The sequence below is a fragment of the uncultured Oscillibacter sp. genome (assembly GCF_910584465.1).
Classification (GTDB): Bacteria; Bacillota; Clostridia; order Oscillospirales; family Oscillospiraceae; genus Oscillibacter.
The window spans coordinates 1-8008 of sequence record NZ_CAJUBK010000082.1 but is presented as its reverse complement, the minus strand read 5'-3'; the positions used below and the strand labels follow the sequence as shown (position 1 = coordinate 8008).

The window sequence follows — 8008 nt, the reverse complement described above, 5'->3', positions numbered from 1 at the left end:
CGGTGAAGTAGCTGATGATGAAGTCGTCCACGCTCATGGTGAAGGCCGTCAGGGCCCCGGAGGCGATGCCGGGCTTGATCTCCGGCAGGATGACCTTCCAGAACGCCTGCATCCAGGTGCAGCCCAGGTCCTGGGCGGCGTCCACCAGGTCCTTGTCCATCTGCCGGAGCTTGGGCCCCACGGAGAGGATGACGTAGGGGATATCGAAGGTGACGTGGGCGATCAGCAGGGTGCCGAAGCCCAGGGTCAGCCGCTCCGGCAGGACGACGAGGCTTTGGACGCCGTTGAACCAGACGGAGAAGTCCCCCCAGAAGGTGAAGAACGCCACGAAGAACAGGCACATGGCCACGCCGGTGACGATGTCGGCGTTCATCATCGGGATGTTGTTGACGGTGTTCAGCACCGCCCTCTGCCGCCGCCGGAGGCTGTAGAACCCGATGGCGGCGAAGGTCCCGGCCGCGGTGGCGATGACGGTGGCCAGCAGGGAGACCAGCAGCGTCGTGTACACGCTGCGCATGATGAGGCGGTCGTGGAACAGGGACCTGTACCAGTCCAGGGAGAAGCCGGACCAGACGATGTTGCTGTTGCCCTTGTTGAAGGAGAAGACGATCAGCAGGAAGATGGGCGCGTAAAGGAAGAGGAAGACCAGCCCCGTGAAGAGGCGGCTGAACGTCCTGCCGCCGGCATGGCGCTTCATCATAGCATCACCGCCTGTTCCTCGCCCTCACCGAAGCGGTTCATGACCACCATGCAGATGACGACGATGACCATCATGACCAGGGAGATCGCGGCCCCCAGCTGGGGGTTGTAGGCCCCGCCCATGTACTGCTGCTCGATCAGGTCGCCCAGCAGGATCTCCGTGCCGCCGCCCAGCATCTTGCTGATGGCGAAGGTGGACACGGAGGGGACGAAGACCATGGTGACGCCGGAGAGCACCCCCGGCAGGCTCAGGGGCAGGATGACCCGGCGGAAGACGTTGAAGCTGTTGGCCCCCAGGTCCCGGGCCGCTTCCACCAGGGAGCCGTCCAGCTTGACGATGACGGAGTAGATGGGCAAGATCATGAAGGGCAGGTAGTTGTACACCATGCCCAGCACCACCGCGCCCTGGGTGTTCATCATGGGGAAGGACTGCAGGTCCGTCCCGAACATGTGGTTGTACAGGCCGATGAGGCCGATCTTCTGGAAGAGGCGGTTCAAGAGCCCGTTGTTCTCCAGGATGGACATCCAGGAGTAGGTCCGCAGCAGGAAGTTGATCCACATGGGCAGCATGATCAGGACCATGGCCGTCCTCTGGAAGCGGGGGCCCTCCTTGCTCATCATGTAGCTCACCGGATAGCCGATGAGGAGGCAGACGGCGGTGGCGATCAACGCCAGCTTGAAGGACCGCCCGAAGACCACGGCATAGGTGCCCATCCGGGCGAAGTTCTCCGTGGTGAAGCCGCCGTCGCCGCCGGAGAAGGCGTAGACCACCACCAGTACGATGGGGGACACCACGAACAGGGCCATCCAGACCACGTAGGGGATGGCGAACCGGGAGAGCTTAGGTCTCATCGCCGCCCTCCTCCGGCTCTGCCGCGTCCAGTTCGTCGTACTCATCGGAGAAGGAGGAGTAGTCGCCGTACATGCCGGAATAGGGGCTCTTCTTCATGACGTGGATGCCGTCGGGGTCGATCTTGATGCCGATCTTCGCCCCGACGGGGGAATGGTCCGTGGTCTGGATCAGCCACTTGAAGCCCCGGAAATCCACGATGATGTCATACTGCATCCCCTTGAAGGTGACGTTGGTGACGGTGCCCGTCAGCTGGCCCTGCTCCACGGGAACGATGTCGATGTCCTCGGGGCGGATGACCACGTCCACGGCCTCGCCCTCTCCGAAGCCGCCGTCCAGGCAGGGGAACTGGCGGCCGTACATCTGGACCAGCTGGTCCCGGACCATGACGCCGTCGATGATGTTGGACTCGCCGATGAAGTCGGCGACGAAGGCGTTCTTCGGCTCGTTGTAGATGTCCTCGGGCGTGCCGATCTGCTGGATGGAGCCCTTGTCCATGACCACGATGGTGTCGGACATGGTCAGGGCCTCCTCCTGATCGTGAGTGACATATATGAACGTGATGCCCACCTGCTGCTGGATGCGCTTGAGCTCGATCTGCATGTCCTTGCGGAGCTTCAGGTCGAGGGCGCCCAGGGGCTCGTCCAGGAGCAGCACCTTGGGGCGGTTCACCAGCGCCCGGGCGATGGCCACCCGCTGCTGCTGTCCGCCGGAAAGCGCGTCGATCCTGCGGCGCTCGAAGCCTTTGAGGCTGACCGCCTCCAGCATCTCCATGACACGGCGGGAGATCTCCTCCTCGGGGAGCTTGGCCTTCCGGCCGGAGGCGTCCGCCTGCCGCTGCATCCTGAGGCCGAACGCGATGTTCTCGAACACGTTCAAATGCGGGAAGAGCGCGTATTTCTGGAACACCGTGTTGATCTGCCGCCGATAGGGCGGGACATCATTGATCCTCACACCGTCAAAGAAGACGTCTCCCGACAATGGTGCCGTGAAGCCGCCGATGATCCGCAGCGTGGTGCTTTTGCCGCACCCGCTGGGCCCTAACAGTGTGAGGAATTCCTTGTCATTGATGTAAAGATTCAAATGATCGAGAACCAGCTCGTCGTCGTACGCCATGCAGAGATCCTGCAGGCGGATCAACTCTTTGGACATTATCCTCCCCCGTTCTTTCCCTGAAAGAAAAGGAACAAAAGGACTTTCGCGCGCTCCGGCCGCCTGGGGGAGAACGTTCGCCGAAGCGGCGGCGTTCAGGCACGGGGCCCTTCTGACTCTTCTTTCCACCGCTTTAAATTTGAATTTCCGTCGAAATCCAGCGATACCTGCATGATAACGGAAGCGCCATGAAATGTCAAGGGGATTGTTGGGCGGGGACTATTGAATTTTTTGCAGTAGTCCTATTGACTTTTCCGGAGGGCGGGCGTATATTGAAAAAAACGGCTACTGATAAATTTGCAGTAGTGGAGGGAGGCGCGGTCTTATGCGGCGAGACTACCTGTCGAAGCTGACCCGGGCGGCCCGGTGGTATCTGCCCCCGGCGGAGGCGGCGGAGGTACTGGAAGACTACCGGGAGATCGTGGCGGGCCGGTCGGAGGAGGAGCTCCGGCGGGAGGTCGGGGCTCCCCGGGAGACCGCCCGGCAGCTGGCCCAGCCGAAGGCATACCGAAGGTGGCTGGCGGTGTTCGCCGCGCTGTCGGCCTGCGTGGCGGTCCCGATGGTCATGGCCCTCGACGATGTATACTGGAGCCCGCTCATCAGGCCCGTGTGCACACTCGCGTTTTGCTTGGGGACCGGCTTGTGCTTCCTGTGGTCCCGGAAGGACGGGGTGCGGGGAGACCACCTGCCGAGAGGCATCGCCGTGCTGCTGGCAGCGATCCTGCTGGGGATGGCCTGGGTCTTGTTTTGGGCAGGGCTCGTGCTGACAGAGTCCTGGACGCTGCTGAATGCGGTCGCGGAACGCGTTATCAGGCCCTGCAGCCTGCATCAGGCCCTGGCGATAGAGATCCTTGCGATGGGGGCGGCGAGCATCCTCGGGCTCGTGAACGCCCGATTGGGGGACTACCGCTGGCGGGCGGTCTACGTCCTGGGACTGAGCGGGACCATCCTGACGATCTCGTTCTATCTGCTGCTGAGCAGTATGAACTTCGATGGGTTCACGCCCGGCTGGTGGATGCCCTATGTGATACGGTACGCGATCGTCACCCTGACGGGCCTCCTTGGAACGGGGGTATCCCTATGCTGAAAAAGGACCTGCTGGAGCTGTGCCTCCTCCACCTGATGACCCAGGGGGACCGGTACGGCTATGAGCTCCTCCGTCAGCTCCACGCGGTGTTCCCCGATACCCAGGAGAGCGTCATCTACGCCATCCTCCGCCAGCTCTGCCGGGAGGGGATCACGGAGCGGTATCAGGGCGGGACTTCCGGCGGTCCGGTCCGGAAGTACTACCGGCTGACGGAGGCGGGCCGGGAGCGGTACGCCGTCCTCCTGGATCTGTGGAGGGGGATGCGGGACGCGCTGTCCGCCCTGGGGATACGGTAAAATAAGGAAGACCGCCCCTTAGGAGGGCGGTCCGCGCAGCGAGGGGGGCCAGGAAGGCCCCCCTCGTTTTCGACCGTGAGTTTCGGGAGGCTTCGAAGGGCCTGAAGACCCGCTCCCACGAGCGGGGATCTATCGAAGAGGCGGCTTCCGCATCTTCCGATACCCCTGCGGCGTCAGGCCGAAGGCCCGTTTGAACACCTTGCCCATATAGGCGCTGTCGGAGAAGCCGCACCGGAAGCCGATCTCCGTCACGGGGAGCTCCGTCTCCGTCAGCAGCTTTTTCGCCTGGTTCAGCCGGAAGGCGGTCAGATACTCGAAGGGGGTCTGGTGCAGATGCCTGCGGAAACAGCGGAGCGCCTCCCTCTCGCTGACGGCGGCACAGCCGGCGATCTGCGCCAGCGTCAGCTTCTCCTGGTGATGGCTGTGGATGTACGCGATCATGCTGCGCAGGCGGTCCTGGCTCTCGGACCTGACGGCGGCATCCCCGGGCTGCTGTTCCCGGATATCCTCCAGGAGCAGCAGCCAGCATTCCGAGAGCAGCGCCCGGGTGGCGAACTCCGTGTCCGGCCGCTCCTGGAGCTCCTTCAGCTCCCGAAGGCCCGCCAGGAGCCGGTCGGACGTCCGGCGTCCGGGGCGGATCAGATGGACCTCGATCCGGCGGTCCTTCGTCAGGGGGTCCAGGTATTTGGTCTCGAAGCGGCTCTTGAAGTGGCCGCTGAGGAAGACCGGATGGAACAGGTTGTTGATCTCCAGGGTGCGGCTGCCGGGGGCGGCGTTCTCCTTCATATCCATCACGTTGGAGTTGATGAAAAAGCCGTCTCCCTGGCGGACGACATACTCCTTGTCCACTGTCCGGATGCGGCTGGCGCCGGACTCGATGTAGCCCAGCTCCAGCTCCTCGTGCCAGTGCCAGGGGATGACGATGTCCGTCAGGTCCCTTTGATGCAGGCAGTAGGGGTATCCAACGGTCATGCCCTCGATCTTTTCCACCTGGTTCTCGTCCGTTTCAAAGGACAGCACAGGCTCCCCTCCTTTCGCCGGATCGGCTTGGTTTGGCGGGATACGATGACGATCTTGCCATATCTGTCGGGATATTCCTATATGCTGGCGGGATGATCCGAGAATCCCGGCGGGAGATCCTGTATACTTTGATCATCAGCCGAACGAACCGTTTTGTGAGAGGAGTTCCTGTTATGGCAAACGATTTCGAGTTTTACGCCCCTACGAGAGTGGTCTTCGGAAGGGGGACGGAGGACCGCGCCGGCGAGCTCGCCAAGGGATACGGCGCGAAAAACGTCCTGATCGTCTACGGCGGCAGGAGCGCGGTCCGCTCCGGCCTTCTGGACCGGGTGAAGGAGGCGCTGGACGGAGCGGGGATCCGCCATCTGGAGCTGGGCGGCGTCGTCCCCAACCCCCGCCTGGACAAGGTCTACGAGGGCATCGCCCTGGGGGAGCGGGGGCATGTGGACTTCCTGCTGGCCGTGGGCGGAGGCAGCGTCATCGACACCGCCAAGGCCATCGCCTACGGGCTGGCCGAGCCGGGGGAGGACGTGTGGGACCTGTTCGCCCACACCCGCAGGGCCCGGGCCTGCCTGCCTGTGGCGAGCGTCCTGACCATCGCCGCCGCCGGGAGCGAGACGTCCAAGGGATGCGTCATCACCAACGAGCGCACCGGGGAAAAGCGCGCCTATGACGACGATCTGGCCCGGCCCCGGTTCGCCATCATGGACCCCGTGTACACCCAGACCCTGCCGGACTATCAGACGTGCTCGGGCTGTGTGGACATCATGATGCACACCATGGAACGGTATTTTACCAACGGCGGCAACATGGAGCTGACGGACGCCATCGCCGAGGGCCTGCTGCGCACGGTCATGGAGAGCGCCCGGATCCTTCACCGGGACCCGGCCGATCAGGAGGCCCGGGCGGAGGTCATGTGGGCGGGCAGCCTTGCCCACAATGACCTGACGGGCTGCGGGAACGACGGCGGCGATTTCATGTCCCACAAGCTGGAGCACGAACTGGGCGGGATGTTCGACGTCACCCACGGCGCGGGCCTGGCGGCGATCTGGCCCAGCTGGGCGCGGCACGTCTATAAAAACGCATTGCCGCGATTCGTCCGCTATGCCCGGAACGTCATGGGCGTCACGGCGGAGGGGAGCGACGAGGAGATCGCCCTCCTTGGCATCCGGGAGATGGGATCGTTTTACCGCAGCATCGGGATGCCCGTCGATCTCCCGGGGCTGGGCATCCATCCCACCGATGCGCAGATCGAGGAGATGGCCCGGCGGTGCCTCGCGGCCTGCGGCGGACATACGGGTTCCGCGAAACGGCTGTCTCTGGAGGACATGACCGCGATCTACAAGGCGGCGAGGGATGGCGCCGTTTGAAAGGACGGATCTCACGATCCAAGGATAGGAGGGACGGATGATGCAGATCTTGATCGTCGTATTGGCGCTCCTGGCGACGGCGGCCTCGCACGCCGCGGGGCCGGCTGCCGCCGGCGGCAGTGCGGAGGAGGAGCACGATCTCCGCTGAGGACGGACGCTTCGTGAAGCGCGCGGCCTCCCTGCCCCAGGGGGCGGCAGGGCATCTCCCGCCCGTGGGCGGGACCGGCCTGACGCCGTCCGCCCCTTTGCCGGGACGAAGCCCCGGCGAAGGAAGGCGGCGCGGGGAGGAGCAAAGCGCCGCAGGATGGCGGGGGAGGGACAGGCGGTCCGATCCCTTCCCTGCGCCGGTTCCGTAGACGCCCGTGTCCACGTTCAAAAATACGTACTCGCTGTCGGGCAGGCCCTTGATGGCCAGGTCCAGCAGCGGATCCATCAGGTGGCTGGCGTAGACGCCGGCCCCCACATAGCCGATGCACCGCCGGCCCTCGAAGATGGGGCAGTACATGGACAAGATCATGCTGCCGGTGCCGGGGGACTTCATGATGCCCAGGTCGGTCAGCTGCTGCTGGGCCAGGATAGTGTCCTGGAGGGTCTTCAAGGGATCCCCCGACCGGGTGGTCATGCCGATGGCCCCCTGGGAGGTGTGGGTCCGTACATGGGTGTCCGGGGCGGCGATGTAGAGCCCCTCGAACACCCCTTTGACAGCGGCGAAGTCCTCCGTATACTCCTGGGCCCGGGCCAGGAGGGCGGGATCGTCCGGATCCCGGAGGAGATCGTGGACCTCGCTGCCCAAAGCGAAGGCGGTCATATATTCCTCGGCGGAGAGCACGTATTCATCGATGACAGCGGCCCTGGACTCCACGGCGTCGGTCATCTGATCGGTGACGTCGCTTTTGACTACGGAAGCGGCGTTGGTGGATACTGCCAGCCAGAGCAGCGTCATGCCCGCCAGAGCGATCATGGTCGCAGCGATCCCGATCCGCGCTGCCAGTTTTTGTTTTCGAAAAACCGCATAGGAAGATCCCCCATAGAAAAAGGTCCAGGGTCGCGGCTGCCCTGCCGGCTGAGGCCCGGAGCCAGATCTGCGCGGCGGGCATGCCCCCATCCCCAAGGGGTAGTATAGTTGATTTCCCCCCGCTTTTCAAGAGATTCGTTGCCGCCGTTTGCGGGGGCCTCCGCCGCTCCGGATCCGGTTTGGGGGACTTGTGGATGTCCTGAATGCAGGATGGGACCTCCCGCTCGGCCGGTGGGGAAGATCCGCGGCGTTTCATAGAAGGAGAAGGCCCGGTTCAGGTACGCTGCGCCGGGCCGTTTTTTGGTTTAAGGGCCTCTTCGATGGGGCGGCTTCGACTGGCCGTCCAAGCGGTCCGGCGTCCGGGAGCGGATGGACGCGGCCGGCGATCTCGGCTCCAAAGCCGCAGGAGGCCGCTTTCAGCGGCCTCCTGCGGCTTTGGAGAGTGTATAGAGAGGTAAGCGAGGAGCTTACAGCTCGCAGAGTTTGAGGAGGGCCTCCCAGTTCTTGTCGACTTCCTTC

The 8008-nt window shown here is 63.9% G+C and carries 8 protein-coding genes; 4 read left to right on the top strand and 4 right to left on the bottom strand.

Annotation, left to right across the window (positions count from 1 at the left end; genetic code table 11):
• The 3 genes from QZ332_RS12390 to QZ332_RS12380 all read right to left on the bottom strand — a co-directional run.
• On the bottom strand, positions 1 to 700 hold a 700-nt coding region (locus QZ332_RS12390; RefSeq protein ID WP_295765942.1), incomplete at its 3' end, for an ABC transporter permease.
• Complete coding sequence (locus tag QZ332_RS12385; RefSeq protein WP_295765939.1) at positions 697 to 1551, bottom strand: ABC transporter permease; 855 nt, start codon at positions 1549 to 1551, stop codon at positions 697 to 699. The genes QZ332_RS12385 and QZ332_RS12390, both read right to left, overlap by 4 nt.
• On the bottom strand, positions 1541 to 2701 hold the full coding sequence (locus QZ332_RS12380; RefSeq protein WP_295765936.1) for an ABC transporter ATP-binding protein: 1161 nt from the start codon (positions 2699 to 2701) through the stop codon (positions 1541 to 1543). The genes QZ332_RS12385 and QZ332_RS12380 overlap by 11 nt, the downstream gene beginning before the upstream one ends.
• A 325-nt stretch (positions 2702 to 3026) precedes the next feature.
• Here QZ332_RS12380 and QZ332_RS12375 point away from each other — a divergent pair, with 325 nt between their 5' ends.
• Entirely contained in the window at positions 3027 to 3788 is a 762-nt protein-coding gene (locus QZ332_RS12375; protein ID WP_295765933.1) for a hypothetical protein, read from the top strand.
• The gene (locus tag QZ332_RS12370; RefSeq protein WP_295765930.1) at positions 3782 to 4084 is read left to right on the top strand and encodes a PadR family transcriptional regulator; all 303 of its coding nucleotides are present in this window, start codon (positions 3782 to 3784) and stop codon (positions 4082 to 4084) included. The genes QZ332_RS12375 and QZ332_RS12370 overlap by 7 nt, the downstream gene beginning before the upstream one ends.
• A 129-nt stretch (positions 4085 to 4213) precedes the next feature.
• On the opposite strand, the gene QZ332_RS12365 is transcribed toward QZ332_RS12370, so the two are convergent.
• Positions 4214 to 5104: an AraC family transcriptional regulator gene (locus QZ332_RS12365; RefSeq protein ID WP_295765927.1), complete on the bottom strand. Its 891-nt coding sequence runs from the start codon at positions 5102 to 5104 to the stop codon at positions 4214 to 4216.
• A 173-nt stretch (positions 5105 to 5277) separates the two neighbouring features.
• On the opposite strand from QZ332_RS12365, the gene QZ332_RS12360 reads away from it, so the two are divergent.
• Positions 5278 to 6474 (top strand): iron-containing alcohol dehydrogenase, encoded by a 1197-nt coding sequence (locus QZ332_RS12360; protein WP_295765924.1) that lies wholly within the window; start codon positions 5278 to 5280, stop codon positions 6472 to 6474.
• Positions 6475 to 6977: 503 nt separating this feature from the next.
• Positions 6978 to 7154, top strand: coding sequence for a hypothetical protein (locus QZ332_RS12355; protein ID WP_295765921.1), 177 nt, complete (start codon positions 6978 to 6980; stop codon positions 7152 to 7154).
• Positions 7155 to 8008: the final 854 nt, after the last annotated feature.

Bases quoted from the DNA above. Each gene is read 5' to 3' on its own strand.
- QZ332_RS12370 (WP_295765930.1), top strand. From the start codon at position 3,782: ATGCTGAAAAAGGACCTGCTGGAGCTGTGCCTCCTCCACCTGATGACC.
- QZ332_RS12380 (WP_295765936.1), bottom strand. From the start codon at position 2,701: ATGTCCAAAGAGTTGATCCGCCTGCAGGATCTCTGCATGGCGTACGAC.
- QZ332_RS12360 (WP_295765924.1), top strand. From the start codon at position 5,278: ATGGCAAACGATTTCGAGTTTTACGCCCCTACGAGAGTGGTCTTCGGA.
- QZ332_RS12355 (WP_295765921.1), top strand. From the start codon at position 6,978: ATGGACAAGATCATGCTGCCGGTGCCGGGGGACTTCATGATGCCCAGG.
- QZ332_RS12375 (WP_295765933.1), top strand. From the start codon at position 3,027: ATGCGGCGAGACTACCTGTCGAAGCTGACCCGGGCGGCCCGGTGGTAT.
- QZ332_RS12385 (WP_295765939.1), bottom strand. From the start codon at position 1,551: ATGAGACCTAAGCTCTCCCGGTTCGCCATCCCCTACGTGGTCTGGATG.